Consider the following 26,723-nt stretch of genomic DNA (forward strand, 5'->3'; position numbering starts at 1 on the left):
GGACTAGTCCTGGCTAGTCACTCTTTTGACCGGTGCCGCGTCGGGACCTTCGGCTCCCCGAACCGGGCGCCGCGGCGTCTCGCCCGAGCCGGTGGCGTCCGTCACGTCTCGTAGGGTGGACCGGTGACCACTGCCGAACTTGCCCGCGCAGCCGCGGAAGCCCTCGCCGACCGGACCGACGGGGCGACCCATGACGTCGCTCTCGTGATGGGATCGGGCTGGCTGCCCGCCGCCGACGCCCTCGGGACCCCCGACCACGAGATCGCCCTCGCCGACCTGCCCGGCTTCAGTGCCCCGGCGGTCGCCGGCCACGGCGGCACGGTGCGCTCGGTGCAGGTCGGAGAACGCCGCGCCCTCGTGTTCCTCGGACGCACGCACTTCTACGAGGGCAAGGGGGTGGCGGCCGTCGTCCACGGCGTCCGCACCGCGGCAGCTGCCGGTGTCCGCACCGTCGTGCTCACCAACGGCTGCGGCGGGCTCGACCCCCGCTGGACGCCCGGCACGCCCGTGCTCATCAGCGACCACATCAACCTCACCGCCACCTCGCCGATCGAGGGCGCGAACTTCGTCGACCTCACCGACCTCTACTCCTCGCGCCTGCGGGCCCTGTGCCGCGAGGTCGACCCCTCGCTCGACGAGGGCGTGTACGTGCAGTTCCCCGGGCCGCACTACGAGACGCCCGCCGAGATCGCCATGGTGCGCGCGATCGGCGGCACCCTCGTGGGCATGTCGACGACGCTCGAGGCGATCGCGGCACGCGAGGCCGGCATGGAGGTGCTCGGACTCTCGCTCGTGACCAACCTCGCCGCCGGCATCTCCGGCGAGCCCCTCAACCACGAGGAGGTCCTCGAGGCCGGCAAGGCGGCCGCGAGCCGCATGGGCGCCCTGCTCGCCGACGTCATCCCCCGGATCTAGTCGGCGCCGCACCCGACCCGTACCGCTCCCACCAGCACCGCCAGCCAGGAGGCACCATGCCCGTCGTCGACCTCGCCCTCGACTGGATCGACCAGGATCCTGACCCGGTCACGCGTGCCGAGCTGCAGGCCCTCGTCGACGCCGACGACCTGGACGCGCTGCACGACCGCTTCGACGAGCGGCTGCAGTTCGGCACGGCCGGGCTGCGCGGCGCGCTCGGCGGGGGGCCGAACCGGATGAACCGGGTCATCGTGGCCAAGGCCGCAGCGGGTCTCGCGGCCTACCTGCTGCGCGAGACGCCCGACGACCCGTCGGTCGTCGTCGGCTACGACGCCCGTCACAACTCCGACGTGTTCGCGCGCGACACCGCCGAGATCATGCACGCGGCGGGCGTGCGGGCCTACCTGCTGCCCACGCACCTGCCGACCCCCGTGCTCGCCCACGCGATCCTGCACCTGGGCTGCTCCGCGGGTGTCATGGTCACGGCGTCGCACAACCCGCCCCAGGACAACGGCTACAAGGTCTACCTCGGCGACTCCAGCCAGATCGTCCCTCCCGCCGACACCGACATCTCCGCCCTCATCGACGCGGTCGGACGCGTCGACGAGCTGCCGCGCAGCGACGATTACACGGTGGTGGGGCCGGAGGTGGCCGAGGCGTACGTGCAGGCCGTCGTCGACCTCGCGCACGACGGGCCACGCGATGTGGTGGCCGTCTACACGCCCATGCACGGCGTCGGGCGGGACACGCTGGTCGAGGTCGTGCGCCGTACCGGCTTCGCGCCGCTCCACGTCGTCCGCGAGCAGGGCGACCCCGACCCCGACTTCCCGACCGTCGCGTTCCCGAACCCCGAGGAGCCCGGCGCCATGGACCTGGCGCTCAAGCTCGCGTCGGAGGTGCAGGCCGACGTGATCGTGGCCAACGACCCCGACGCCGACCGCTGCGCCGTGGGCGTGCGCGACGGCGAGGGGTTCCGCATGCTCACCGGCGACCAGACCGGTGTCCTGCTCGCCGAGCTGCTGCTGCGGCGTGGCGCCGTGGGCACGTACGGGTCGTCGATCGTGTCGTCGGACATGCTCGGCCGCCAGGCCGCCGCGCACGGCCGACGCTGGCAGCAGACGCTCACGGGCTTCAAGTGGCTGGGCAAGATCGACGACCTCGTGTTCGGCTACGAGGAGGCGCTGGGCTACAGCGTCGCCCCGCACGTGGCGCGCGACAAGGACGGTGTCTCGGCCATCCTCGCGGTGCTCGAGCTCGCCGCCGAGCTGAAGGCCCAGGGTCGGACGCTGCTCGACCTGCTCGACGACCTGTACCGCGAGCACGGGCTGCACGCCACGGGCCAGCTCTCGGTGCGCGTGGAGGACCTGTCGATCATCGCGACGGCCATGAGCACCCTGCGCAGCACCCCGCCTCGCCTGCTCGCCGGGCTCGAGGTGACGTCCGTCGACGACCTGGCCGACGGGTACGCCGGCCTCCCTCCCACCGACGGCATCCGGCTCGGCCTCGGACTGCCGTCCGGCGGGGGTGCCGGGCAGCGGGCGGCGATCGACTCCGCGCGCATCATCTGCCGTCCGTCGGGCACCGAGCCGAAGCTCAAGTGCTACGTCGAGGTGGTCGTGCCGGTCACCGACTCGGTCGAGGTCGCCCGCGAGGAGGCCTCGGCCACGCTCGAGGCCGTCAAGACGGACCTCGCCGTCGCTCTCGGCCTCGCCTGACCCGAGCGTCCGTGAGATTCCCGCTGGTCGAGTAGTGCCCACGGCGAGCGACGGCGAGCTCGTGGGGACGGTGGAGCCGTCGCACCAAGGGCGTAGCCGCGACGCATGGAGACCACCCCGGAGTGGTCTCCATACGCAGGACCGAGCTCGCTGGCGCTCGCCGCCCCCGCTACTCGACCAGCGAGGGCCTCAGCGCGTGCGGTAGAGCGTCACCCCGGGCTTGATGCGGCGGTCGCCGGAGTAGAGGAGGGTCAGGGTCCGCTTGCCCCTGCCGACCCCGGAGAGCCGCACCGAGGCCGTGCCGTCCACGACCTTCGCGACGCCGACCGGGCGCCAGCCGTCGAGCACGAGCAGCACGCCGCCGTCGGCCTTCACGTCGCCTCCGGCCACCGTGGCCGTGAGCGTGACCTTGGGCGGTGCGGTGTAGCCGGTCACCGCGATGCGCGTGGGGCCGACCTCCGGCTCCTTCTGCTTCGCCGTGAACCCGACGATCGCCGGGTCGTGGTCGCTGGCCCGGTAGGGACTCGTGTCGTACAGCCGCGTGACGTTGTTGTCGTAGCGGCTGTACTCACGCCCCAGCGACTCGTCGGCGTTGATGTCCCAGACGTCGGCACCGGTGACCTTGTCCACCGCGGCCGGCGAGGCGAACACGTGGTCGAGCGAGCCGAGCAGACCACCGAACTGGTACGTGGTCTTGTCGGTGTACGTCGCGGGGACGTTCACGTAGCCGGCGTCCTCGAGGACCGCGATCGGGTCCTCCTTGCTGTAGCTGTTGAAGTCGCCGGTCAGGAACACCGTCTCGGTGCCGGCCGCCGCCTTCTGCTCGTCGGCGAAGGCGACCAGCGCCGTGGCCTGGCGGACGCGCGACGCGTTCGACGCACCCTGGCCGTCGCCGGTGTCGGCGTCCTCGCCGGAGCCCGAGCCCTTGGACTTGAAGTGGTTCACGACCACCAGGAAGTCGTCGCGCTCCGTGCCGCCGACGGGCCGGAACTCCTGCGACAGCGGGTCACGGGCGTTGTCGAACGCGGGGTCGTCGTCGATGACGGACTCCCCCACCGGCTCGACGACACCGACGCGGTGGATGAACGCCGTGCGGATCACGTCCTCGCGCTCGGGAACCCGGGTGGGTGACGCGACGGCCGCCCACTCCTCACGGCCTGCCTTCTCGTTGAGCGCGGCCACGAGGGCACGCAGCGCGGTGTCGCGGTCCATGCCGAAGGCGGCGGAGTTCTCGATCTCCTCCAGCGAGACGACGTCGGCACCGAGGGCGTCGATGGCGTTGACGATCTTGGCCTGCTGGCGCTGGAGGTTCGCGTCGTCGGCAGCACCGCGGGGTCCGTCGTTGGTGCAGGAGTTGACGGTGACCCGGTTGCCGTTGCGGTCGGAGTAGTAGGTGCAGGTGCCGGCACCGGACTTCTCGTACGCCTCCCCGGTGAGGGTGAAGTAGTTGAGCACGTTGAACGACGCGATCTTCACGTCACCGCCGACGTCCTTCGGAGCGGCGACCCGCGTGCTGCCGATCGTGATCGGCTCGTCGCCGCCGGCGGTCAGCTGCTGGGTGGGCTGGAGCCGCCACAGGCTGAAGCGGTAGTCGAGCACCAGGTCGTCACCGGTGAACGTGACCGGAGCACCGGCGCGCACCTCGTTGTCGGGACGCAGCCACGGCACCGGCGTGTTCTTGCCGCCGCTCGTGAAGTTGATGCCGGCACCGTCGTCGACGGTGATGAGGCGCCGCGCGTTGTCGGCCACGACGGCGTCGTACTCCGCCGATCCCGGGCGGGCGACGTCGGTGGGCTGCGGGAGCCCGGTGTCGCCGGCGGCGAGACCGATCTCGCCGAACGTGTTCGTGCCGAAGTTGTTGGTGATCGTGTAGCGGCCCTCGGGCGCCACGAGCATGCCCTCGAGGCTCTCGCGCTGCGCCTCGCCCAGCGGCAGGGTGAGCGGCGTGGGCTTCACGGCCTGGGCCGGGTCGGCGAGCTGCTTCCAGCCACCGGCGGTCGGCGACACCTGGGTGAGCCCGAAGCTCTCGGCCACCGTGCCGGTGACCTCGACGTGGTCGCCGATCTCGACGTCGGCCGCCCTGGCGGCCCACGCGCCGAACACACCCACCCAGGCCGTCCGGTCCGCGGGAGCGGTGCCGCCCGTGCCCTCGGTCTGGAGGTAGAGCCCGTCGAAGCCGCCCGACGGGTACGTGGCGGTGACCACGCCGCTGGTGGTGACGGTCCGACCGACCAGCGGGCTGGCGGAGCCGGTGCCCTGGATCTCGGCGATCGTGACGTCGGCCGGAGGCTCGGGCGGCGTGCCGCTCCCGTCGCAGTCGGTGCCGCAGGCCTGCGGCGTCGGCGCGCCACCGCGCAGGTCGGCCGCGTTGTCGTCGGTGTCCTGCGCGTCCGTGCGCTGCAACGACGAGGTGACCGAGTACCCCGAGGGAGCGGGGCCGCTGCCCTCGTAGGTGGCGGACGCGCCGTAGCCGACGAGGTCGACGAGCTGGTCGGACGCCAGCACGCTCGCTCGGTCGCCGCTCAGCGCCGACGTGGAGCGGACGAGCGCCAGGGTGCCGCCGTTGGCGTTGCCCGAGAACGCGATCGACGACGTGACGTCGGGCGTGGGCAGCGCCTGGCCGTTCGAGGCGTTGGCGTTGCCCGAGACCAGCAGCGTGCCGCCGGGCTCCACGTGGTGGTCGCCGAGGGCGATGACGCCGGTGAACGCGCCGGTCGAGGAGTACGAGCGGTACTGCAGCGACCAGCCGGACACGTCGATCGGCTCGTCGGTGGGGTTCTCGATCTCGACGAACTTGTTGAGGTAGGTGGCCCCGCTGCTGCCGCCGTTCAGGTAGGCCTCGCCGATCACGAGACCGTCGCCCTCGGGCGCGGCCTGGACCGGCGAGGCACCCACGAGGCCGGCGACCAGTGCGGCGCCCGCCGTCAGGACGGCGCCGGCGCGCACGCCGCGCATCAGCGCTTCTTCTTCGCGACGACGGTGACCTTCAGGTCACGCTCGACCGGGGCGTAGGTGTCGTCACCGCTGTAGGCAGCCGTGAGCACCTGTGCGCCCGCCGACAGCCGGCGGGTGTCGAGCAGCAGGACGGCGACGCCGCTGCGGGTCAGCCTCGCCGACCCGAGCTTCGTGCCTGCGGCGTCGGTGACCGTCAGGGTGCCGCTGGCGCGTCCCTCGCCGCCCTTCACACGGGCCACCAGCAGCGACGGCGAGCCCTGCTTGACGAAGGGCAGGGTGACGACGTCGAGCCTGGCGTCGGCGCCGGACTGCTCGATCGAGAACGGCGGCAGGACCGCCGTGGTCCCCGTCGGGCTCGCCTCGACCTCGACGCGCACGTCGCCGGTGACGCCGTCGGGCAGGGCGCGCTCCACGGTGGCGGCGCCGTCGCTCACCGGGAACTCACCCAGGTCGTACGGGGTGTCGCCGGAGTAGAGCGTGGCGGTGACGCTGCGGGTCTGCGGGCTGCCGAGCGACGTCAGGTCGAGCTTCGGCAGCGTGAACGAGAGCGTGTCGCCCTCCTCGTAGGAGGACTGGAGTCCCTCCACCTGCACGGCGTGCCGGGCGAAGCTGGGGGCGACGGGGCTGTTCTCGCCCAGGTAGTCGATCCAGACCTCGTAGTCGAGCAGCCCGGTGTCGACCGCCGTGCCCTCGGCGAAGGTCCGGAAGTTGTCACCGCCGGAGGCCAGGAACGACGGCACCGCGACCTTGTACGTCGTGTCGGCACCGACCTGCTCGCCGTCGACGCGCAGCGAGGTGATGCGCTCGCCCTCGGGGCGGGTCGGGTCGAAGGTGTAGGCGACGTTGCTCGAGGTGCCGAGCTGCAGGTAGGGGCGCGACGGCACGTTGCCGTCGGCGTCGCGCTGCCACTGCTCCTCGAAGACCTGCGTGAGCTGGGCACCCGTGAGGCTGACCGAGCTGAGGTTGTTGGTGAAGGGCAGCACCGCGTTGGCCTCGGCGAACGTGACCACGCCGTCGGCGTTGGAGCCGCCGGTTCCCTCGAACAGCAGCTCGTTGCGCAGGCCGCCGGGGTTGACGACGGACAGGTCGGCGCCGGCTGGAGTGTCCTTCACGCCTGCGAGCTGGGCGTCGGCGACCAGGTTGCCGAGCGTGGACTCGCTGGAGCGGTCGTCTCGGTTGCCGCCCGCGTAGGCCGTGGTGACGTCGGCCGTGACCTCGGCGACGGGCTTGCTGCCGACCTCCTGGGCGTTGGCGAGCGCGGCGTCGACGATGGTCTTGACCTCGGCCACGCGCGGGAAGCGGCTCACCAGGGTGGCGTCGTCGGTGGTGGTGCGCGCCGCGTTGGTGGCGGTGCTGGTGACGTCGCCGGTGTCGCCGTCGACGGTCAGGTCGATGCTGCCGATGAACTCGCCGTAGCTGCCGGTCTGCAGCACCGGGCGGGTCTTGCCGGCCTCGCCGGGCACCGGGGCCTGCCAGGCGTACTGCTTGTGGGTGTGGCCGGTGAAGATCGCGTCGACCTCGGCGTCGGTCTTCTGCACGATGTCGGCGAAGGCGCCGCCTGCGGCCACCTCCTGCTCCAGGGTCGCGCCGTCGGGGGTCCCGGCCCCGGCTCCCTCGTGGTACGCGGCGACCACGACGTCGGGCGGAGTCGCCGACGCCTCGAGCTCGGCAACGGTGTCGTTGACCGCCTCGACCGGGTCGGTGAACTCGATGTCGGCGATGCCCGACGGCGAGACGAGCGAGGGCGTCTCCTCGGTGACCGCTCCGACGACGGCGACGTCGAGCCCGCCGACCTCGAAGGTCTCGTACGCGGGGAGCGCCGGCTCGCCGGTGGCCTTGGAGACGACGTTGGCGCCCAGGTAGGAGAAGTCCGCCCGGTCGGCGACCCGGCCGGTGAGGTCGGCGAACCCGCGGTCGAACTCGTGGTTGCCCACGGCGGAGACCTTGAGGTCGAGCGCGTTCAGCACGTCGATCGTGGGCGCGTCCTGCTGCGTGGCGGACGCGAACAGCGAGGCGCCGATGTTGTCGCCGGCCGACAGGAACAGCGTGTTCGCCTCCCCCGCCTCGGCCCGCAGCTGCTCGACGGTGCCGGCGAACTTCACCGTGTTGGCGTCGATGCGACCGTGGTAGTCGTTGATGTCGAGCAGCCGGATGGTGACATCGTCGGCGGCCTGGGCCGGAGCCGCGGCGATGACGCCTGCTCCGAGCGCGAGGGTGGTGCCGAGGGCAAGAGCGGGTGCGGCCGCAGCGCGGCGCAGACGTGTCTTCACGTGAGAGCGATCCTTCGGGTCGTCGAGTCGGCCCCCCGATGGCACGACTGCGCCCGGACCAGCTCTGGAACGTGCCTCGATTCCACCCGACGACCACCTGCGGCGTCAACGCCCCTCACGTGACGAATGGGTGAAGTCGCGGTGTGGGCGCCTGCGTCGGCGTCTCGTAGGCTCACCCCTCGTGGGTGTCGTGATCGTGGCCGGGCCGTCGGGTGTCGGGAAGTCCCACCTCGGGCAGGTGCTGGGGTGGTCGGTGCTGCGCCTCGACGACTTCTACCGCGAGGGCCACGACCCCGACCTGCCGCGGTCGAGCCTGGGCATCCCGGACTGGGACCACCCCGGCTCCTGGGACCCCGTCGCCGCCGTCGGCGCCATCGCCGAGCTGTGCGCGAGCGGCGAGGCGGACGTGCCCGTCTACGACCTCGCCTCGAGCGCCCGCACCGGCACGCAGCACCTCGTGGTGGGCGACCAGTTCATCGCCGAGGGCCTGTTCGCCCCTCAGGTCGTGGCCGCCTGTCGCGAGGCGGGTCTGCTCGACGCGGCCATCTGCCTGCGTCGGCACCGACTGGTCACCTTCGCGCTGCGCCTGGCACGGGACCTGCGCGAGGGCCGCAAGAGCCCCTGGGTGCTCGTGCGGCGCGGCTGGCGGCTGAAGAACGACGACGACCGTGTCGTCGCGCAGGCCGTGGCCGCCGGCTGCGAGCCGATGACGCCACGTCAGGCCCGGCGGCTGCTGCGCAGCACGGCCTGAGGTCCGGCCGACGTCGCCCTCGACGTCGCCTGGTGAGAGGTAGGTGAGGCACCGAATCCGAGTCGGAGGTAGGTGAGGCACCTCATCGCGACCGGATGAGGTGCCTCACCTACCTCCGACGGCGTCGTTCGGTGCGAGACCTACCTCTGACGGCCCCGGACCGTCGGTGGGGGTCAGAGCGCGGCGTAGCGCGGCTTGATCACGTCGTCGATGAGGGCCAGGCGCTCGTCGAAGGGCAGGAAGGCGCTCTTCATGGCGTTGACGGTGAACCAGCGCAGGTCGTCGGCGTCGTAGCCGAACGCGTCGACGAGCAGCTGCATCTCGCGACTCATCGACGTGCCGCTCATGAGCCGGTTGTCGCAGTTGACCGTCACCCGGAAGCCGAGCTCCTTGAGCAGGCCGATCGGGTGGTCGGCGATGGAGCGCATGCCGGGCACCGCCGACGTCTGCAGGTTCGACGACGGGCACATCTCGAGCGGGATGCGCTTGTCGCGGATGTAGGCCGCCAGCCGACCGAGCCGCGGGCCGCCCTCGGCCGCGAGGTCGATGTCGTCGATGATCCGGACGCCGTGGCCGAGCCGGTCGGCGCCGCAGCGCTGGATGGCCTGCCAGATGGACGGCAGGCCGAACGCCTCGCCCGCGTGGATGGTGAAGTGCGCGTTCTCGCGGCGCAGGTACTCGAACGCCTCGAGGTGCAGGATCGGCGGGAAGCCGTCCTCGGCGCCGGCGATGTCGAAGCCGCAGACGCCACGGTCGCGGTACTCGACGACCAGCTCGGCGATCTCGAGCCCGTGCTGGGCGTGCCGCATGGCGGTGAGCAGCTGGCCGACGACGATCGGCGTGCCCTCGGCCTCGGCCTCGGCCCGGCCCTCGTCGATGCCGGCCTGGACGGCCTCGACCGTCTCGGACAGGCTCATCCCGCCGCGCAGGTGCTGCTCGGGCGCCCAGCGCAGCTCGGCGTACACGACACCGTCGGCCGCGAGGTCGAGGACGGACTCGCGGGCCACGCGCGCCAGGTCCTTCGGCCGCTGCATGACGGCCACGGTGTGCTCGAAGGTCTCCAGGTAGCGCGGCAGCGAGCCCGAGCTGGCGGCGTCGGCGAACCACAGGCCCAGCTGGTCCGCGGGCGCGGGGAGCGCGTGGCCGACCTCCTCGGCGATGGCGGCGACGGTGGCGGGACGGACGCCCCCGTCGAGGTGCTCGTGCAGCGCCACCTTGGGCGCGCGTCGGATCTGGTCGGCGGTGAGGGTCACGAGCCCATCGTGGCACGCGCCACGGATCGAGGCCGCACCCACGCGCCGCGCGTCCGCCAGGCGCGGACGTGTCCCCGCAGGTCAGGAGATGGCAGACTTCACGGGGTCCGGCGGCTACCCCACCTGACGCCCCGCACCGGGCGGTTCACCCGTCACCGCCCTGCCCTCGACCCGGAGACACCTCGATGAGCCCCACCCCCACCACCTCCGCCGACGTGCCGACGACCGACCTGCGCGCAGCCGTGGGGCTGGGTGGCACCGACACCGCGGCGCTGCGCACGTTCCTGGACGGCCTGCCCGCCGTCGACCCTGTCGGCGTCGAGGCCCGGGCCGCCCAGCTGGCCACGCGGTCCATCAAGAAGGACACCAAGCGGGCCCTGATCGACCTCGCCATCTCGATGGTCGACCTGACCACGCTCGAGGGTGCGGACACCCCGGGCAAGGTCCGGGCCCTGTGCCGCAAGGCCGTGAACCCGGACCGTGAGGTCGAGGGCACGCCGTCGACCGCGGCCGTGTGCGTGTACCCCGACATGGTCGCCGTCGCGGCCGAGGCGGTCGCCGGCACCGGCGTGAAGGTCGCGTCGGTGGCCACGGCGTTCCCGGCGGGCCGTTCGTCGCTCGAGGTCAAGCTCGCCGACACCCGTCTGGCCGTCGAGGCCGGCGCCGACGAGATCGACATGGTCATCGACCGTGGTGCGTTCCTCGCCGGCGACTACGGCCTGGTGTTCGACCAGATCGCCCGGGTGAAGGAGGCCGCCGGCGCGGCGCGGCTCAAGGTGATCCTCGAGACCGGTGAGCTCGCCACGTACGACAACGTGCGTCGTGCGTCGTGGCTGGCCCTGATGGCCGGCGGCGACTTCATCAAGACCTCGACGGGCAAGATCTCCCCCGCCGCCACCCTGCCCGTCACCCACGTGATGCTGCAGGCCGTGCGCGACCTGCACGACCTCACCGGCGCCCAGCGCGCCGTCAAGCCCGCGGGCGGCATCCGCACCACCAAGGACGCGATCGCCTACCTCGTCGCCGTCCACGAGGTCGCCGGCCCGCAGTGGCTCGACCCGCACTGGTTCCGCTTCGGCGCCTCCGGCGTCGTCAACGACCTGCTGATGCAGCGCCGCACCCAGACCAACGGCCACTACAGCGGCCCCCGCTACGTGAGCGTCGACTGACCATGCGTCCGTCCGCCGCCCAGCACCACCCGAAGAGATGAGCAGCCCCATGGATCTCGACCTGACCTACGCCCCGGCCCCGGAGTCGGCGGCGATCGCCGCGATCAAGCCGCGGTACCAGATGTTCGTCGCCGGCGAGTTCGTCGACGGCGGCGGCGACGACCTGACGTCGCTCAACCCCGCCACGCGCGAGCCGCTGACCACCGTCAGCACGGCGACGGCGGCCGACATCGACCGCGCCGTGGCCGCAGCCCGCAAGGCCTACGACGGCCCCTGGTCGCGCATGGGCGGCGCCGAGCGCGGCAAGTACCTGTTCCGCATCGCCCGCGCCATCGCCGAGCGTGCGCGCGAGCTGGCCGTGGCCGAGTCGCTCGACAACGGCAAGCCGATCCGCGAGACCCGCGACTTCGACGTCCCGACCGCCGCCCAGCACTTCTTCCACCACGCCGGCTGGGCCGACAAGCTCGGCCACCTCGGGCTCGGACCCGCCCCGCGCCCGCTCGGCGTGGCCGGCCAGGTCATCCCGTGGAACTTCCCTCTGCTCATGGCCGCGTGGAAGATCGCCCCGGCGCTGGCCGCCGGCAACACCGTCGTGCTCAAGCCGGCCGAGACGACGCCTGTCACGGCCCTGATCCTCGCCGAGATCCTCGCGGACGCCGAGCTGCCGCCCGGCGTCGTCAACATCGTCCCCGGTGCCGGCGACGTGGGCAGCGCCATCGTCAACCACCCCGGCGTCGACAAGGTCGCGTTCACGGGCTCCACGCCCGTCGGCAAGCGCATCCAGTCCGAGCTGGCCGGCACCGGCAAGAAGCTCACCCTCGAGCTCGGCGGCAAGGGCGCGAACATCGTGTTCGCCGACGCCGCCGTCGACCAGGCCGTCGACGGCATCGTCTCGGGCATCTTCTTCAACCAGGGCCAGGTGTGCTGCGCCGGCTCCCGCCTCCTCGTGCAGGAGTCCGTGGCCGACGAGGTCGTCGAGAAGCTCAAGAAGCGCATCGAGACGCTGCGCGTCGGTGACCCGCTCGACAAGAACACCGACGTGGGCGCCGTGAACTCCCAGATGCAGTACGACAAGATCACGGGCCTCACCCAGGTCGGCGCCGACGAGGGCGCCACGGTGTGGACGAGCAGCTGCGCGCTCCCGGAGAAGGGCTGGTTCGTGGCCCCCACGGTGTTCACCGACGCCACCGCGTCGATGCGCGTGGCCCGTGAGGAGATCTTCGGCCCGGTGCTCACGACGCTGACCTTCCGCACGCCCGAGGAGGCGCTCGCGAAGGCCAACAACACACCGTACGGCCTGTCGGCCGGCGTGTGGACCGAGAAGGGCTCGCGCGCCATGGGCATGGCCGCGGGCCTGAAGGCCGGCGTCGTCTGGGACAACACGTTCAACAAGTTCGACCCCACCGCCTCGTTCGGCGGCTACGGCGAGTCCGGCTTCGGACGCGAGGGCGGCACCGCCGGCATGGCGGCCTACCTCGACACCGACGACGAGGGAGCACTCTGATGGCACGACTGTCCGTCGCCAAGACCTACAAGCTGTACATCGGTGGCGCGTTCCCGCGCTCGGAGTCCGGCCGTACCTACCAGGTGCACGACCAGAAGGGGTCGCTCATGGCCAACGCCGCCCTCGCCTCCCGCAAGGACGCCCGCAACGCCGTCGTCGCCGCCCGCTCCGGGTTCTCGAAGTGGGCCGGCGCCACCCCGTACAACCGCGGCCAGGTGCTGTACCGCGTGGCCGAGATGCTCGAGGCCCGCCGAGCCGAGCTGGTCGACCTCATCGTGCAGAGCCGTGGCGCCACCGCCGCCCAGGCGCGCGCCGAGGTGGACGCGTCGATCGACCGCGTCGTGCACTTCGCCGGCTGGACCGACAAGCTGCCCGCCGTCTTCGGTGGCGCCAACGCCGTGTCGGGTCCCTACTTCAGCTACTCCGCACCCGAGCCCACCGGCGTCGTCGCGGTCGCCGCGTCGCCGACGTCGGCCCTGCTGCCCCTCGTCGCAGCCGTGCTGCCCGTGCTCGCCGGCGGCAACAGCGTCGTCGTCGTGGCGTCCGAGGCCGACCCGACGGTCGCCGTCACCTTCGCCGAGGTCCTCGCCACGAGCGACGTGCCCGCCGGCGTCGTCAACGTGCTCACCGGCCGGGCCGCCGAAATGATGCCCTGGCTCGCGAGCCACGCCGACGTCAACGGACTCGACCTCACCGGGATGGCTGCCGACGACCGCGTGGAGCTGGAGCGGTCGGCGTCGGGCACCGTGAAGCGGGTCTACTCCCCCCGCCGCGAGCCCGACTTCACCGCCGCCCCCGGCACCGCCCGGCTGCGCGCGTTCCTGGAGATCAAGACCGTCTGGCACCCCGTGGGCGCCGTGTCGCTGGCGGGTGGGTCGGCGTACTGACGTTCGCCGTGACCTGAGGCTGCGTCGGCTCGGCTGGACTTCCGGTCGCTGTTGCGCTGCGTCGGCTGGGCCTCCGCTCGCTGCTGCGCTGCCTCGGCTGGGTTTGCGCTCGCTGCTGCACTGCCTCGGCTGTGCCGTCGCTCGGTGCTGCGCTGACTCGGCTGGGCTTGGGCTCGCTGCCGCGCTGCCTCGGCTGGGCCTTCGCTCCCTGCTGCGTCGCTGTGACTGCGAGTGGGGTGGTCTCCGAAAGGGCCTCGACCGGAGCGGTGGGTCTCGGCCTCGGGTGGGTCTGCGGGGCGCGGCCACGATTCTCCCTCTGCGCGGGATCCACGCACGATTCTTCCTTCGCGTGGACCGTGCCTCGCGAAGGAAGCATCGTGGCGACGACTTCGGCCCCGTAGGGGCAGTGATTCTCCATCGGCGTGGAACGGTCCACGCCAAGGGAGAATCCCTGCCCACTCACCGCGCGACGTGCCTCGGCGGACGCACGATTCTGCGTTCGCGAGCTGAAGCCCGAACGATGCTGCGTTCACGACGGGATCCGACCACGAACGCAGCATCCTTCGCCCTCCCACGCACGAACGCAGAACCTTGCGTCCCCCGAGCCACGCTCCGAGAACCCGACCGAGCCCGGACCCATCCGCCGGTCGAGGCCCTTTCGGAGACCGACCCGCCTCGCAGCCACAGCAGCGCAGCCCCAAGCGAAGTCCCACCCGAGCGACGCAGTCCCGAGCGAAGACCCAGCCGAGCGACGCAGCACCGAGCGAAGACCCAGCCGGACGACGCAGCACCGAGCGAACGCCCAGCCGCCGACGCCTCAGGCGCTGCCGGCCTCCATGAGCACCGTGACGGTCTCAGCCACGCAGGCGGGCTTGTCCTGGCCCTTGATCTCGATCTGGTGGCGCAGGGTCACCTGCTGGCCGCGATCGACGTCCTGGACGTCCAGCACCGTCACCCGGTTGCGCAGCTTGGAGCCGACGACCACCGGTGTCATGAAGCGCACCTTGTTGAGCCCGTAGTTCACCCGCGCGACGTCGCCGGCGAAGGCGTACACCTGGGCCCCGAGGAACGGCAGCAACGACAGAGTCAGGTAGCCGTGGGCGATCGTGGCGCCGAACGGTCCCTCGGCCGCCCGCTCGGGATCGACGTGGATCCACTGACGGTCGCCGGTCGCGTCGGCGAAGAGGTCGATCCGCTCCTGGGAGACCTGGACCCACTCGCTCACGCCCAGCTCGTCACCCACGGACCCGGCGACCTCGTGACGATCGTTGAGCACACGCATGCAGTCGACCCTAACCAATCCGGTCGATGACCACATCCGCGGCCGCGGCGCCGGAGCCCGACGCGGTGGCCTCGACCCGCACCGCACCCTCGAGCGCCTCGAGTGCGCGCTCGAATCGCTCCGGGGTGTCGGTGTGCAGGGTCATCAGAGGCGCACCGGCGCGAACCTCGTCGCCCGGCTTGGCGTGCAGCTCGATGCCGGCACCGGCTTGCACGTCCTCCCCCGGACGGGACCGACCCGCGCCGAGACGCCACGCCGAGACGCCGACACCGAACGCGTCGAGGGTCGTCAGGACGCCGTCGGACTCGGCCGTGACCACGTGCGTCTCGCGGGCCGTGGGCAGTGGGGCGTCGGGGTCACCACCCTGGGCGGAGATCATGCGCCGCCAGGCGTCCATCGCGCGACCGTCGGCCAGGGCATCGGCCGGGTCGACGTCGGTGCGGCCGGCGGCCGCCAGCATCTCGCGGGCCAGGGCGAGGGTCAGGTCGACGACGTCGGACGGCCCACCACCCGCGAGGACCTCGACCGACTCGCGGACCTCGAGCGCGTTGCCCGCGGTGAGGCCGAGCGGGGTGGACATGTCGGTCAGCAGCGCCACGGTGGTCACGCCCGCGTCCGTGCCCAGGGCCACCATCGTCTCGGCCAGCTCGCGCGCGTGCTCCTCGGTCTTCATGAACGCGCCCGACCCGACCTTCACGTCGAGCACGAGGGCGCCGGTGCCCTCGGCGATCTTCTTGCTCATAATCGAGCTGGCGATGAGCGGGATCGCCTCGACGGTGCCGGTCACGTCGCGCAGGGCGTAGAGCTTCTTGTCCGCGGGCGCCAGGCCCGTGCCGGCCGCGCAGATGACGGCGCCGACGTCCTCCAGCTGGGCCAGCATCTCCTCGTTGCTGAGCGCGGCCCGCCACCCGGGGATCGACTCGAGCTTGTCGAGCGTGCCGCCGGTGTGCCCGAGCCCGCGCCCCGAGAGCTGCGGCACGGCCACGCCGCACGCCGCGACGAGCGGCGCGAGCGGGAGGGTGATCTTGTCCCCCACGCCGCCCGTGGAGTGCTTGTCGGCGGTCGGGCGGCTCAGGGACGAGAAGTCCATCCGCTCACCGCTGGCGATCATGGCGTTCGTCCACCGGGCGATCTCGCGCCGGTCCATGCCGTTCAGCAGGATCGCCATGGCCAGGGCCGACATCTGCTCCGGTGCCACCACCCCACGGGTGTAGGCGTCGACCACCCAGTCGATCTGCTCGTCGGTGAGGGCGTGCCGGTCGCGCTTGGCCGCGATGACCGCGGGGGCGTCGAAGCGCTCGGTTCCGGCCGCGGGGGGCGGGGTCTGGCTCATGTCAGGGTCACCTCGAGGGACTCGTAGCCGCGCAGCACCCAGGTGGGCCGCCGCGGGGCGACGCCGGTGAGCGCGATCGTGGGGAAGCGCTCGAGGAGCCGTCGGACGGTGATCTCGAGCTCGACGCGCGCGAGCGGCGCGCCCAGGCAGAAGTGCAGGCCCATGCCGAAGCCGACGTGGGGGTTGGGGTCGCGCGCGACGTCGAAGGTGGCGGCCCGCTCGAACACGTCGGCGTCGCGGTTGGCCGAGCCCATGAGGCAGGCCACCCTCTCGCCCGCACGCACGGTCACGCCCGCGACCTCGACGTCAGTCGTGGCCGTGCGCTCGAACATCTGCAGCGGGGCGTCGTAACGGATGAGCTCCTCGAGCGCGGTGGCCACCCCGACCTCGGCCGCACCACCCGCGCCGCCGGTGACCCGGGCCAGCTGGTCGCGGTGCGACAGCAGCGCGTGCATGCCGTTGCCGAACACGTTGACCGACGCCTCGTGGCCGGCGTTGAGGAGCAGGACCACGGTCGCCACGAGCTCGTCGTCGCTGAAGCCCTTCCCGTCCTGCCGCTCCCTGACCAGGTCGCTGACCAGGTCGTCGCCCGGCTCCCGGCGGCGCAGCTCGACGACCTCGCGCACGTACGCGGCGAACTCGCTGCTGGCCGTCACGGCCGCGGCGCGGACGTCGTCACCGACGCCCTGCTCGTACATGTGCACGATCGCCTGGGACCAGTCGCGCAGCCGCTCGTGGTCCTCACGCGGCACACCGAGCAGGTCAGCGATGACGAACACCGGCATGGGTTCGGCATAGCGCGCCAGCAGGTCGACGGGCCGACCCGCACGGAGGTCGTCGGCGAGGTCGTCGAGCATCTCGTCGGCCAGCACCTCGATGCGCGGGCCCATCCGCTCCACGTGCCCGCGGGAGAACGCGCCGGCCAGCAGCCGCCGCATGCGGGTGTGCTCCGGGGGCTCGTTCTCCATGAGCTGGTTCCGGTGCAGCGTGTTGAACGGCTCCATCTGCTCGGTGGGCTCCCAGTCGGTCCAGAGCCGACCGAGGCTGCGGTTGCGCAGCACGGCGCTCACCGCCGCGTGGGTGGTGGCCACCCAGCGACCTTCCTGCTCCGACCGCAGCATCGGCCCGGCGGCGCGCCACCGGCCGAGCAGCGGGTACGGGTCGTCGAGGAGGTCGGGATCGGTGAGGTCGGGGACGACACTCACGCGTCGGTCTCCTTCTCGCCCGCGGCCGAGCCGTCGGTTCCCTCGCCGGACGCGAGATCATCGGCACCGAACGCGTCGGGCAGGACCTCGTCCATGGTCCGCACGCCCGAGGCGGTGAGCAGCTGCATGGTCGGACCTCCGTTCTCCCACAGGAGCTGGCGACACCGGCCGCACGGCATGAGTGGACGGCCCTCGCCGTCCACGCACGCGACGGCGACCAGACGGCCACCGCCCGTGGCGTGCAGCGCCGAGACCATGCCGCACTCGGCGCACAGGGCCACGCCGTAGGCCGCGTTCTCGACGTTGCAGCCGAGCACCACCCGGCCGTCGTCGACCAGGCCGGCCACCCCGACCTTGTAATGCGAGTACGGGGCGTAGGCGCGCTGCATGACCTCGGTGGCGTACCTGGTGAGGGCGCCCCAGTCGACGGGGTCGTCGGCGGTGCTGATGCCGAGACCGAACGATTCGGCCACTAGCCCGCACTCCCCTTGCGGTACGGCTTGCCGTCCGCGGCAGGCATGCGCAGGCGTTGGGAGAACAGCGCCAGCACCAGCAGCGTGGTGAGGTACGGCGTCATGCCCGTGAGGTCCTCCGGGACCGAGCTGGTCAGGAAGTACCAGCCGGCCACGACGACGCCCAGGAGCGCCGCGACGAGGGACGAACGCCGTCCGTGCTGGCGCCACTGCCAGATGGCGAGCGCCACGAGGCCGACGGCGACGAGCAGCAGCAGCCCGTGGATCGTGTCACCGCCGCCACGAAGCCGCAGCGTGTCGGTGTAGCCGAACAGGCCGGCGCCGGCCAGCAGTCCGCCCGGCCGCCAGTTGCCGAAGATCATGGCGGCCAGGCCGATGTAGCCACGACCGCCGGTCTGACCGTCGCGGAAGCCGTTGGCCGCCACGAGCGCCAGGAACCCGCCGGCCAGACCCGCGAAGGCACCGGACGTGACGACGGCGACGAACTTGTAGCGGATGACGTTGACGCCGAGCGACTCCGCCGCCGCCGGGCTCTCCCCGACCGAGCGCAGCCGCAGGCCGAACCGGGTCCGCCACAGCAGGTACCAGGTGAGCACGAACAGCGCGAGCGCGATGAGCGTGAGCACGTTGAGGTTCGACACGAGGGCACGCAGGAGCGCGGCCAGGTCGGACAGGAAGAACCAGTTCTTGGCCTCGAGGTCACCGAGCGGGTCGGCGAGCGCGCTGATGGTGATGCTCGGCAGGTCGTCGATGCGCGGCGACTGCGTCTGGCCACCACCGGGCACGCCCGTGAACGCGAGCACCGCGAGGTACTGCACGGCGCCGAGCGCGATGATGTTGATCGCGACGCCGGAGACGATGTGGTCGACGCCGAAGATGACGGTGGCCACCGCGTGCAGGAGCCCGCCCAGGGCACCGAAGCCGATGGCACCCAGCACGCCCCACCAGGGACCAACGAAGTAGCCGTAGTACCCGGCGCCGAAGGTGCCGAGGATCATCATGCCCTCGAGGCCGATGTTCACCACGCCCGCGCGCTCGGCCCACAGACCGCCCAGACCGGCCAGGCCGATCGGCACCGCCGCCACGAGGGTCGCGCGCAGCGTGCCGGAGGAGTTGAGGTCGTCGGCTCCCGTGATCACCCGCAGCGCGGACAACAGCAGCAGCAGGCCCGCGATGCCGAGCAGCACCACCGGGAACGTGATCCGCGACCGCGTCGCGGGAGCCGTCGGCCCGCCGCCGACGGGTGGGGTCGCGATGCTCATCGACTCACTCCTTCCGTCGTCGGGCCGGCCGGTCTCTCGTCGTCGAGGGTCGCGGCCACCTGGCGCTGCTCGAGGCGCACGCCGTAGCGACGCACCACCTCGTAGGCGATGACGACGGTCAGCACGATCGTGCCCTGCGTGATCTTGACGATGTCGGGCGAGACGTCGAGCAGGATCTGCAGCGGGTTGGACTGCTCGTCCAGGAAGGCGAACAGGAGGGCGCCGAGCGCGATGCCGATCGGGTGGTTGCGGCCCAGCAGCGCGATCGCGATACCCGCGAAGCCGAGGCCCGACTGGAAGGTCGAGCCGTACGCGAAGGCCTCGCCGAACAGGATCGGCAGACCCACGAGGCCCGCCGCCGCACCGGACAGGAGCATCGAGACGAGGATCATCTTCTTGACGTCGATGCCGGAGGCCACCGCGGCGCTCTCGGAGAGGCCGGTGGCCCGCAGGTCGAAGCCGAACCGGGTCTTGTTGATGACGAGCCAGTAGGCGACGCCCACGAGGATGGCGAGGAACACGAAGCCATAGACCTGGTTCGGCGCCCCCGGGAAGAGCGTGAAGCCGGGGATCCGGCTGCCCTCCGGGATCTCCTTGGTGGCCACGATGTTGGAGCCCGGGTCGCTCACGGCCGCCTTGCGCAGCAAGAAGGCCACGAGGGCGGTCGCGATCGCGTTGAGCATGATCGTGGAGATGACCTCCGAGACGCCGCGCGTGACGCGCAGGAGCCCGGCGATGCCGGCCCAGGCCGCGCCCACCAGCATCGCGGCGAGGATCGCGGCGGCCGTGTTGAGCCAGCCGGGCAGCCACGCCTCGCCGGCCACGACCGCGGCGGCGAACGACGCGACGCGGTACTGGCCGTCGACGCCGATGTTGAACAGGTTCATCCGGAAGCCGATGGCCACCGCCACGCCCGACAGGTAGTACACCGTGGCCGCGTTGACGATGTTGGTGAGCCCGCGCGCCTCGGGCACGCTGAGGATCTGGCCCCACACGCCACCGACGGAGTCGCCGGCCACGACGAGCACCAGGCTCGTGATGAGGAACGCCGCCACGAGGGCGAGCACGGGCGCGGCCGCCGCGAGGGCGATGCGCTTGAGTCGCTGGTCGGTCATGCCGGACCTCCTTCGTCGGCGCCGGTCATGGCCGAGCCCAGCTGCTGGGGGGTGACGGTGGCGGGGTCGAACGTGCCGACCAGGCGACCACGCAGGATCACCCGGATCGTGTCCGAGAGGCCGATCAGCTCGTCGAGGTCGGCCGAGATCAGCAGCACCGCCAGGCCGTCGCGCCGTGCCTGCTTGATGTGGTCCCAGATCGCCGCCTGGGCGCCGACGTCGACGCCGCGGGTGGGGTGCGAGGCGACCAGCAGGCTCGGCTCGCCGGTCATCTCGCGCCCGATGATGAGCTTCTGCTGGTTGCCGCCCGACAGTGCACGGGCCAGGGTGTCGATGCCCGGGGTGCGGACGTCGTAGGCGTCGACGATGCGCTGGGTGTCCTGACGGGCACCGGCGCGGTCGATGAACGGACCCTTGACGTTGGGCTCGCGCGTCTGGTGGCCGAGCACCCGGTTCTCCCACAGCGGGGCGTCGAGCAGGAGCCCGTGACGGTGCCGGTCCTCGGGGATGTAGCCGATGCCGGCCTCGCGGCGCAGCCGCGTGGACCGGCCGGCCAGGTCGTCGCCGTTGAGCGCGATGGTGCCGGTGGCACCCGGACGCATGCCCATGACGGCCTCGACCAGCTCGGCCTGTCCGTTGCCCTCCACCCCCGCGATGCCGAGGATCTCGCCGCGGTGGATCGTCAGGTCGATGTCCGCGAGCAGCGGACGACCCGAGCCCGCGGAGGCGGGGAGGCCGAGGTCGCGGACCTCCAGCACCGGCTGGTCGGTCACGGTGGACGTCTCGGTGCTGGGGCTCGGCAGCTCGGAGCCGACCATCAGCTCGGCCAGCTGACGCGACGTGACGCCGGCGGCCGGACGTGTCTCGACGGTCGTGCCACGCCGGACCACGGTGACCGTGTCGGCGACCGACAGCACCTCGTCGAGCTTGTGGGAGATGAAGATGACCGCGAGGCCCTCCGCCTTGAGCTCGCGCAGGTTCTCGAACAGCTCGTCGACCTCCTGCGGCACGAGGACGGCAGTCGGCTCATCGAGGATGATCACGGAGGCGCCGCGGTACAGCACCTTGAGGATCTCGATGCGCTGGCGGGCACCGACGCCGAGGTCCTCCACGAGGACGTCGGGGTCGACGTCGAGCCCGTAGGCCTCCGAGATGCGCCGGATCTCCGCACGTGCGGCATCGCCGATGCCGTGCAGCTTCTCCGCGCCCAGCACGACGTTCTCGAGCACCGTGAAGTTGTCGGCGAGCATGAAGTGCTGGAACACCATGCCCACACCGGCGGCGATCGCGTCGGACGGGGACGAGAGCTCGACCGGCTTGCCGTGCACCTCGATCGTCCCGGAGTCCGGCTTCTGGACGCCGTAGAGGATCTTCATGAGCGTCGACTTGCCGGCGCCGTTCTCGCCGACGATCGCGTGCACGGTCCCGCGTCGCACGTCGATGTCGATGTCGTGGTTGGCGATGACACCGGGGAACGTCTTGCCGATGCCGCGCAGCCGGACGACGACGTCGCCCGCCCCGGGATCGAGGTCGGTGGTCTCGTCGGGGACGGACGTGGTCACGCAGCACTCCTCAGAGGCGGGTCCGGCCGCGAGGCCGGAGGGATGGAGCAGGTCACACAGGCAACGGTCCGGCCCCACGCTCGCGCGCAGGGCCGGACCGCGTCAAGGATGCGAGGTCCCTGGACGTCCGTTCACTCGCTCGGGACGGTGATCTCGCCGTCCACGATCTGCTGCTTGTACTCGTCGAGCTTGTCGGCGATGTCGTCGACCTGACCACCGGTCGTGGAGTAGCCCACACCGTCGACCTTGAGGTCGTAGACCGTCGGGCCCGTGGGAGCGGCGCCGTCGGCGACACCCTGCAGGTACGCGAACACGGCGACGTCGATGTTCTTGAGCATCGACGTCAGGATCACGTCGCGGACGGACTCGTCGGCCGTCAGCGCCTGGTCGGAGTCGACGCCGATGGCCTTGGCGTCGGCGGCCGAGGCGGCCTCGAACACGCCACCACCGGAACCGCCGGCGGCGTGGTAGACCACGTCGGCGCCCTTGTCGTACATGCCCTCGGCGGCCGTCTTGCCCTTGGCCGGGTCACCGAAGCCGCTGAAGTCCGGCGGCTGCGTGAGGTAGCGGGCCTGGATCTCGATGTCGGGGTTCACGGCCTTCGCGCCGGCCTCGTAGCCGACCTCGAACTTCTTGATCAGCGGCGTCTCGACACCACCGACGAAGCCGATGTTGCCGGACTCGGACTTGAGCGCGGCAGCGGCGCCCACGAGGAAGGAGCCCTGCTCCTCGGCGAAGAGGAGGTTGGCGACGTTCTCGCCCTCGACACCGTCGTCGATGATCGCGAAGTCGACGTCGGGGTTGGCCTTGGCGACCTTGCCGACGGCCTGCGAGTAGGCGAAGCCCACGGCGATGACCGGGTTGTAGTCGGCGTCGACGAGCTGCTGGAGGCGACCCTCGCGGGCGGACTCGGGCTCGCCGTCCTGCGCCTCGGCGGTCTGGACCTCGAAGCCCAGCTCGCACTCGGCCTTGTCGAGGCCCTTGGCGGCGGAGTCGTTGAACGACTGGTCACCACGTCCGCCGACGTCGAAGGCCATGCCGACCTTCGTGTCGACCTTCTCGACGCAGTCGTCACCGGCAGCGGTGTCGTCGTCGTTGCTCGAGCTGTTGTTCGCGCAGCCCGCACCGGCGAGCACGAGTGCGGCCACGCCGGCGACGGCGGTGACCTTGGTGAGTCGACGCAAAGTTCCTCCTTGAGACATCGCCGGAGAGCCCGGCACGCCTGCACCCTAGCCGCGGCCGGGGGTCGTTCGGGAGGTCCTGCGCCCGATTGCGACGGGCCGTAACCGATTCGTCACCTTCGGGAGCACCGCTAGAGCAGGGCGGAGCAGGCGAGCACCTTGGCGCCCACGGCGATGGCGCGCTCGTCGGGCCGGAAGTTCCCCTGGTGCAGGTCGTAGGTGGGCCCGTCGGGCGTGCGGGTGCCGAGCCGGCCCATCGCGCCCGGGACCGCCTCGACGTACCACGCGAAGTCCTCGCCGCCGAGGCTCTGCGTGGTGGTGGCCACCGCCGCGGGTCCGATCGCGTCGGAGACCGCGCGACGGAGCAGCTCGGTGACCCCGAAGTCGTTGACCACGGGCGGGACGCCACGCACGTAGGTGACGTCGGCGCTGACGCCGAACGGCTCGATGATGTCGGCGATGAGTCCGCGCACCAGGTGCTCGGCCTGGTGCCAGGCCGCGGAGTCGAGCATGCGCAGCGTGCCGCTGAGCTCGCCGGTGGAGGGGATCACGTTGGCGGCGTTGCCGGCTCGCACCGACCCCCACACCAGGCTGGCGCCCGACCGCGGGTCGAAGCGACGCGAGAGCACGGCGGGCAGCTGCGTCACGAGGCTCGCGAGCGCGTAGGTGAGGTCCTCGGTGAGGTGCGGGCGCGACGTGTGCCCGCCGCGGCCGGAGAGCGTGACCTGGATGCGGTCGGACGCGCCCGTGATCGGTCCCTCGCGCAGGCCCACCTGGCCGACGTCGAGCGACGGGTCGCAGTGCAGCGCGACGATGCGGGACACCCCGCGCAGGACACCGGCCGAGAGCAGCCTGAGCGCGCCGCCGGGCATGACCTCCTCCGCGGGCTGGAAGATCAGGCGGACCCGGCGCGGCAGGCCACCGGCCACGTGCAGCTCCTGCAGGGCCACGGCGGCCCCGACGAGCGCGGACACGTGGACGTCGTGGCCGCAGGCGTGGGCGACGCCGGGCGACGTCGAGCGCCACGGGTCGGAGGTGGTGTCGTCGATCGGGAGGGCGTCGAGGTCGGCCCTCAGCGCCACGATCGGACCCTCCTCGGGTCCGATCTCGGCCATGAGCCCGGTGCCCTCGAAGCGCTCGTAGGAGATGCCCAGCTTGTCCATCCACGCGGCGACCACGTCGGTGGTGCGCTCCTCGTGCCAGGACAGCTCGGGGCTCGCGTGCAGGTCACGCCGCAGCTCGATGAGATCGGGCGTCACGACCTCGATCGAGCGGGAGACGGCGTCGACGGACATTCCTCCAGGGTATCCCCGGCCGGCGATCGGCGCGGGCGCCGTCCAGGACCGCCGGCAGCGTGATCGGCCTACGGCCGGCCGAGGGCGCGCTGGATCTGCTCGATCGTCTCGTCGGCGAGTCGCTCGATCGGCCGCTTGAGCACGAGGGGCGCGAGGGCGTGCAGCAGGAACGGGAACTCGAACTGGGCCCGGTAGTGGACCTGCGTGCCCCCGCCCTCCACGGTGTCGTCGGGCGTGAACGTCATGACGTCCGTGGCCGTCGTGCGCCCGTTGACCCCTCGGCAGGCGAAGAACGTCGGCGGGTCGTACCCGACGGTCTCGTACTCCAGCGCCACCGAGCGCCCCATGAAGCGTGACCGGTTGGCGTACCGGGTGCCCATGCCGCCGTCACCCGACAGGCGCGTCGTCTCGATCGTGCCGGGGTCCCAGTGCTCGGTGTTCTCGAAGTCGCTGAGGTAGGCGAAGACCTCCTCGACCGGCCGCGGCAGGTGGAAGGTGCGCTCGACGTCCATGCTGCGAGCGTAGGCGACCTGCGATGGCGTGGAGCTCCTGACGGTCGATCTGGCGACGGTGTGCGTACCAGAGCAGCGCCAGGGCGACGCCGACGAGCGAGAGCGCGCCACCGCCGACGAGCGTCCACCGGGCCCCGAAGGTCTCACCCACCCAGCCGATGAACGGCGACCCGAGCGGTGTGCCGCCCATGAAGATCATCAGGTAGAGCGCCGCCACCCGGCCACGCATGACCGGCTCGGTGGTGATCTGGATGGTGGCGTTGGCCGCGGTGATCATGGTCAGGGCGCAGAGCCCCAGCAGCGGCAGCACCAGTGCGTACGAGAGGTAGCCGGGCATGAGACCGGCGACGATCTCCACGACGCCGAAGGCGATGGCGGCACCCACCACGAAGCGCAGGCGTGGGCGCTCGCGTCGAGCGGCGAGCAGGGCCCCGGCCAGGGAGCCGATCGCCATGATCGAGCCGAGGATGCCGTACTCCCCCGCGCCCTTGTCGAAGACGTCGGTGGCCATGAGGGCACTGGTCATCTGGAAGTTCAGGCCGAAGGTGCCGACGGCGAACACGATCGTGAGCACGAGGACGAGGTCGGGTCGGGACCGGACGTACCGCACGCCGTCGCGGACCGCCCCCTTGCGCGAGCCCATGACGGGTGCCGGGGCGAGGCGCGCGGGGTCGAGCTTCTGCAGCGACGCGATGACGGCGAGGTAGCTGACGGCGTTGGCCAGGATGACCCAGCCGGTCGCCTCGACCCCGGAGCCGCCGGCCGCGATCAGCAGCCCGGCGAGCGCCGGGCCGACCATGCGGGCGGAGTTGAACGAGGCGGAGTTGAGCCCGACCGCGTTGGAGAGGTCCTCCGGTCCGACCATCTCGACCACGAACGACTGGCGGGCGGGGGCGTCGAACGCGGTGCCGACGCCGAAGACGAAGGCCAGCAGGTAGACGTGCCAGACCTCGACGGCTCCCGTGATCGCCAGCACGCCCAGGACGGCGGCGGGGATCGCCATGGCCACCTGGGTGCAGCGCAGGACCGTCCGCTTCGGGAAGCGGTCGGCCACCACGCCCGCCACCGGCGACAGCAGCAGCGCCGGGAGGAACTGCAGCCCGGTGGTGATGCCGAGCGCGGTGCCGCTGGACGTCAGCTGCAGGACCAGCCAGTCCTGCGCGACGCGCTGCATCCACGTGCCGATGTTCGAGACGATGGCACCGGCGGCGTAGACGCGGAAGTTGCGGACGTGGAGAGCGCGGAAGGTGGGACTCATGAGTCCACCCCCGCCCTCATGAGTCGGTGATCCGCGTGAGGATCGCCGCCGCCTCGCGCAGGACGGCGCGCTCGCGGGCATCGAGGCTCGCGAGCCGCTGGTGCAGCCACGCGTCGCGCCGCTTCCGCTCCTCCGCCAGGGTCTTCTCGCCGAGGTCGGAGAGGCTGACGACGACCTGTCGACCGTCCTCGGGGTGGGGTGCGCGCTCGACGAGTCCGTCGTCGGCGAGACAGTTCAGGGTGCGGGTCACGCTGGGGGCGCTCACGCGCTCACGGGCGGCGATCGACGACGGCGACGTCGGGCCCATCTGGCGCAGCGTGCCCAGCACGGACATCTGCGTCGGGGTCAGGTCGGAGTGTCGCTCCTGCCGGAGTCGACGGTTGAGTCGGGCCACCGCCAGCGCGAGGTTCTGGGAGTCGGTAGGCATGTTCTTAGCATAGGTCATTAACCATGCTAATTCAAATCTGCAACGATCTCGGAGCCCTGCGGCTGCACTCCCCGCAGCCTCCTCGGGCCGAGAGCTGCGCAGGCTGCGGAGGGGCTCGGAGGAGGCGCTGCGCTGCTGCGGGTCGTCGTGGGCGCGGCCTCCGAAAGGCCTCGACGGGACAGGGGGGCTCGGCGCGGCCGAGCCCGCCGTCCTCCGCCCCCCATCGGTGGATCCTCAACCTCAAGGGCGGTGCTGCGGTTGAGGATCCACCGATGACCGGCCCGGGTCACCTTCGTCGGTGGATCCTCAACCTCACCCGCCCTCCGGAGGTTGTGGATCCACCGCTGGCAGGGAACAGCCCGGACGACACCCCCCAGGGTCGGGCGACCCGCTGGGAGT

Annotated in this window: 21 protein-coding genes; 6 read left to right on the plus strand and 15 right to left on the minus strand. The window is 71.8% G+C overall.

The window, feature by feature from the left end; translation table 11 throughout:
* The first annotated feature begins 123 nt into the window (after nt 1-123).
* The gene (locus tag NUV38_RS12985; RefSeq protein ID WP_257729525.1) at nt 124-915 is read left to right on the plus strand and encodes a purine-nucleoside phosphorylase; all 792 of its coding nucleotides are present in this window, start codon (nt 124-126) and stop codon (nt 913-915) included.
* Between the two features lie 56 nt (nt 916-971).
* Complete coding sequence (locus tag NUV38_RS12990; protein WP_257729526.1) at nt 972-2,630, plus strand: phospho-sugar mutase; 1,659 nt, start codon at nt 972-974, stop codon at nt 2,628-2,630.
* A 189-nt stretch (nt 2,631-2,819) separates the two neighbouring features.
* Here the strand turns inward: NUV38_RS12990 and NUV38_RS12995 are convergent, their stop codons facing one another.
* Both NUV38_RS12995 and NUV38_RS13000 read right to left on the minus strand, forming a co-directional pair.
* A complete protein-coding gene (locus tag NUV38_RS12995) occupies nt 2,820-5,585 on the minus strand; it encodes an ExeM/NucH family extracellular endonuclease (protein ID WP_257729527.1) in 2,766 nt (921 codons plus the stop codon).
* Nucleotides 5,585-7,855, minus strand: a complete 2,271-nt coding sequence (locus tag NUV38_RS13000; RefSeq protein WP_257729528.1) for a 5'-nucleotidase C-terminal domain-containing protein — start codon at nt 7,853-7,855, stop codon at nt 5,585-5,587. The genes NUV38_RS12995 and NUV38_RS13000 overlap by 1 nt, the downstream gene beginning before the upstream one ends.
* Nucleotides 7,856-8,036: 181 nt before the next feature.
* Between NUV38_RS13000 and NUV38_RS13005 the strand changes: the two genes are divergently transcribed.
* Entirely contained in the window at nt 8,037-8,606 is a 570-nt protein-coding gene (locus tag NUV38_RS13005) for an ATP-binding protein (protein ID WP_257729529.1), read from the plus strand.
* A 173-nt stretch (nt 8,607-8,779) separates the two neighbouring features.
* Here NUV38_RS13005 and NUV38_RS13010 read toward each other — a convergent pair whose 3' ends face one another.
* On the minus strand, nt 8,780-9,859 hold the full coding sequence (locus NUV38_RS13010; RefSeq protein WP_257729530.1) for an adenosine deaminase: 1,080 nt from the start codon (nt 9,857-9,859) through the stop codon (nt 8,780-8,782).
* A 185-nt stretch (nt 9,860-10,044) separates the two neighbouring features.
* Between NUV38_RS13010 and deoC the strand changes: the two genes are divergently transcribed.
* The 3 genes from deoC to NUV38_RS13025 are packed head-to-tail and all read left to right on the plus strand — an operon-like array spanning nt 10,045 to nt 13,419.
* The gene (gene deoC / locus NUV38_RS13015) at nt 10,045-11,028 is read left to right on the plus strand and encodes a deoxyribose-phosphate aldolase (RefSeq protein ID WP_257729531.1); all 984 of its coding nucleotides are present in this window, start codon (nt 10,045-10,047) and stop codon (nt 11,026-11,028) included.
* 49 nt (nt 11,029-11,077) lie between these two features.
* A complete protein-coding gene (locus NUV38_RS13020; protein WP_257729532.1) occupies nt 11,078-12,532 on the plus strand; it encodes an aldehyde dehydrogenase family protein in 1,455 nt (484 codons plus the stop codon).
* Entirely contained in the window at nt 12,532-13,419 is an 888-nt protein-coding gene (locus tag NUV38_RS13025; RefSeq protein ID WP_257729533.1) for an aldehyde dehydrogenase family protein, read from the plus strand. The genes NUV38_RS13020 and NUV38_RS13025 overlap by 1 nt, the downstream gene beginning before the upstream one ends.
* 817 nt (nt 13,420-14,236) lie before the next feature.
* Here NUV38_RS13025 and NUV38_RS13030 read toward each other — a convergent pair.
* From NUV38_RS13030 to NUV38_RS13085, 12 genes are all read right to left on the minus strand, one after another.
* Complete coding sequence (locus NUV38_RS13030; RefSeq protein ID WP_257729534.1) at nt 14,237-14,701, minus strand: MaoC family dehydratase; 465 nt, start codon at nt 14,699-14,701, stop codon at nt 14,237-14,239.
* A 10-nt stretch (nt 14,702-14,711) separates the two neighbouring features.
* On the minus strand, nt 14,712-16,034 hold the full coding sequence (locus NUV38_RS13035; protein ID WP_257729535.1) for a thymidine phosphorylase: 1,323 nt from the start codon (nt 16,032-16,034) through the stop codon (nt 14,712-14,714).
* Complete coding sequence (locus tag NUV38_RS13040; protein ID WP_257729536.1) at nt 16,031-17,239, minus strand: cytochrome P450; 1,209 nt, start codon at nt 17,237-17,239, stop codon at nt 16,031-16,033. The genes NUV38_RS13035 and NUV38_RS13040 overlap by 4 nt, the downstream gene beginning before the upstream one ends.
* The gene (locus NUV38_RS13045) at nt 17,236-17,712 is read right to left on the minus strand and encodes a cytidine deaminase (protein ID WP_257729537.1); all 477 of its coding nucleotides are present in this window, start codon (nt 17,710-17,712) and stop codon (nt 17,236-17,238) included. Before NUV38_RS13045 ends, NUV38_RS13040 begins: the two co-directional genes overlap by 4 nt.
* Nucleotides 17,712-18,974, minus strand: a complete 1,263-nt coding sequence (locus NUV38_RS13050) for an ABC transporter permease (protein ID WP_257729538.1) — start codon at nt 18,972-18,974, stop codon at nt 17,712-17,714. The genes NUV38_RS13045 and NUV38_RS13050 overlap by 1 nt, the downstream gene beginning before the upstream one ends.
* Nucleotides 18,971-20,089 (minus strand): ABC transporter permease, encoded by a 1,119-nt coding sequence (locus tag NUV38_RS13055; protein ID WP_257729539.1) that lies wholly within the window; start codon nt 20,087-20,089, stop codon nt 18,971-18,973. Before NUV38_RS13055 ends, NUV38_RS13050 begins: the two co-directional genes overlap by 4 nt.
* The gene (locus NUV38_RS13060; RefSeq protein WP_257729540.1) at nt 20,086-21,651 is read right to left on the minus strand and encodes an ABC transporter ATP-binding protein; all 1,566 of its coding nucleotides are present in this window, start codon (nt 21,649-21,651) and stop codon (nt 20,086-20,088) included. The genes NUV38_RS13055 and NUV38_RS13060 overlap by 4 nt, the downstream gene beginning before the upstream one ends.
* 131 nt (nt 21,652-21,782) lie before the next feature.
* On the minus strand, nt 21,783-22,835 hold the full coding sequence (locus NUV38_RS13065; RefSeq protein WP_257729541.1) for a BMP family protein: 1,053 nt from the start codon (nt 22,833-22,835) through the stop codon (nt 21,783-21,785).
* Nucleotides 22,836-22,963: 128 nt separating this feature from the next.
* The gene (locus tag NUV38_RS13070; protein WP_257729542.1) at nt 22,964-24,127 is read right to left on the minus strand and encodes an amidohydrolase; all 1,164 of its coding nucleotides are present in this window, start codon (nt 24,125-24,127) and stop codon (nt 22,964-22,966) included.
* Nucleotides 24,128-24,195: 68 nt separating this feature from the next.
* A complete protein-coding gene (locus tag NUV38_RS13075; protein ID WP_257729547.1) occupies nt 24,196-24,615 on the minus strand; it encodes an SRPBCC family protein in 420 nt (139 codons plus the stop codon).
* Complete coding sequence (locus NUV38_RS13080; protein ID WP_257729543.1) at nt 24,515-25,897, minus strand: MFS transporter; 1,383 nt, start codon at nt 25,895-25,897, stop codon at nt 24,515-24,517. The genes NUV38_RS13075 and NUV38_RS13080 overlap by 101 nt, the downstream gene beginning before the upstream one ends.
* A 16-nt stretch (nt 25,898-25,913) precedes the next feature.
* Entirely contained in the window at nt 25,914-26,324 is a 411-nt protein-coding gene (locus tag NUV38_RS13085; protein ID WP_257729544.1) for a MarR family transcriptional regulator, read from the minus strand.
* Between the last annotated feature and the right edge of the window lie 399 nt (nt 26,325-26,723).

Source organism: Aeromicrobium sp. 50.2.37, assembly GCF_024655735.1.
GTDB lineage: Bacteria > Actinomycetota > Actinomycetes > Propionibacteriales > Nocardioidaceae > Aeromicrobium.